Here is a 1,031-nt window from a genome sequence, read left to right as displayed (position 1 = left end):
TTTAGTGCTCGTGGCTGTTGGCAACGGTTTCCTTGTACACGAACGATTTGACCGGGTTTTCTTCCGGATCGTACGGGTTACGCAGCAGGAAACGCGGCACGGTCAGACCAACGTAGCGGGAGTCTTCCGAAGTACGGAAGCTCTGCCATTTGGCGAATTGCGGGCCTTCGAAGTGGTCTTTCAGATCTTTCAGATCCGGCAGGCCGGTGAAGCTTTCCAGACCGAAGAATTTCGGGCCGGCGGCAGCGATGAACGGCGCGTGGGACATGCACGAAACGCTGGCCACGTACTGCATCAGCTTGACGTCTGGCGAGCTTGGCGACATGTAGTAGTTAGCGATGATCGCGCCCACAGGCTGACCACCGAACTGGCCGTATTCAGCGGTGTAGATGTGCTTGTACAGGCCCGACTGCATGACTTCCGGCGAATCTTCGAAATCGTCCAGCAGGTCTTCTTTGGAGACGTTGAGGATTTCGATCTTGATGTTTTCGCGGAAGTTGGTGCGGTCGACCAGCAACTGCAGACCACGCCACGACGATTCCAGAGCCTGGAAGTCCGGGTGGTGCAGGATCTCGTCCATCTGACGGCTGAGCTTGGCATCGATCTCGGCGATCATGCGGTCAACCATGGCCTTCTTGACCGGCTCACCGTTGTTCTGCGGCTTGAGCAGTTCTTCGATGAACGCCGACACACCGCGCTTGGCGATGTCGTAGGCTTCGTCGTCCGGAGTCAGACGGGTTTCGGCGATGATGCTGTCGAGAATGCTGTACTCGCCGTTGCCGGCGCTCTTCTCTTGTGCTGCGCTAGTGCTCATTGTGTTGGCTTCCTTGGCTGGAGTCTCAGGCGTCCGGGGCTGCGGCGTTCAGGCCCAGCTCACCGAGTACGCGACCGCGGGATTCGTCGTCGGCGAGCACGCCTTCGATCGCTTTACGGAACGCAGGTGCGTTACCCAGCGGGCCTTTGAGGGCCACCAGCGCATCGCGCAGTTCCATCAGTTTTTTCAGCTCTGGCACTTGCTCGACCAGGCTGGC

The 1,031-nt window shown here is 58.8% G+C and carries 1 protein-coding gene and 1 pseudogene; both read right to left on the bottom strand.

Translation table 11 applies throughout. The features are described from left to right. Positions 1 to 4 precede the first annotated feature (4 nt). A pseudogene (tssC, locus tag ACIF4X_RS29335) lies at positions 5 to 814 on the bottom strand (type VI secretion system contractile sheath large subunit); the annotation flags it as partial. Positions 815 to 839: 25 nt separating this feature from the next. After that, positions 840 to 1,031 (bottom strand): type VI secretion system contractile sheath small subunit (locus ACIF4X_RS29330; protein WP_397484707.1); only part of this gene is annotated, 192 nt, incomplete at its 5' end.

Source organism: Pseudomonas sp. NPDC085632 (genome assembly GCF_044541255.1).
GTDB lineage: Bacteria > Pseudomonadota > Gammaproteobacteria > Pseudomonadales > Pseudomonadaceae > Aquipseudomonas.
This window is presented reverse-complemented; position numbering and strand designations above follow the sequence as displayed.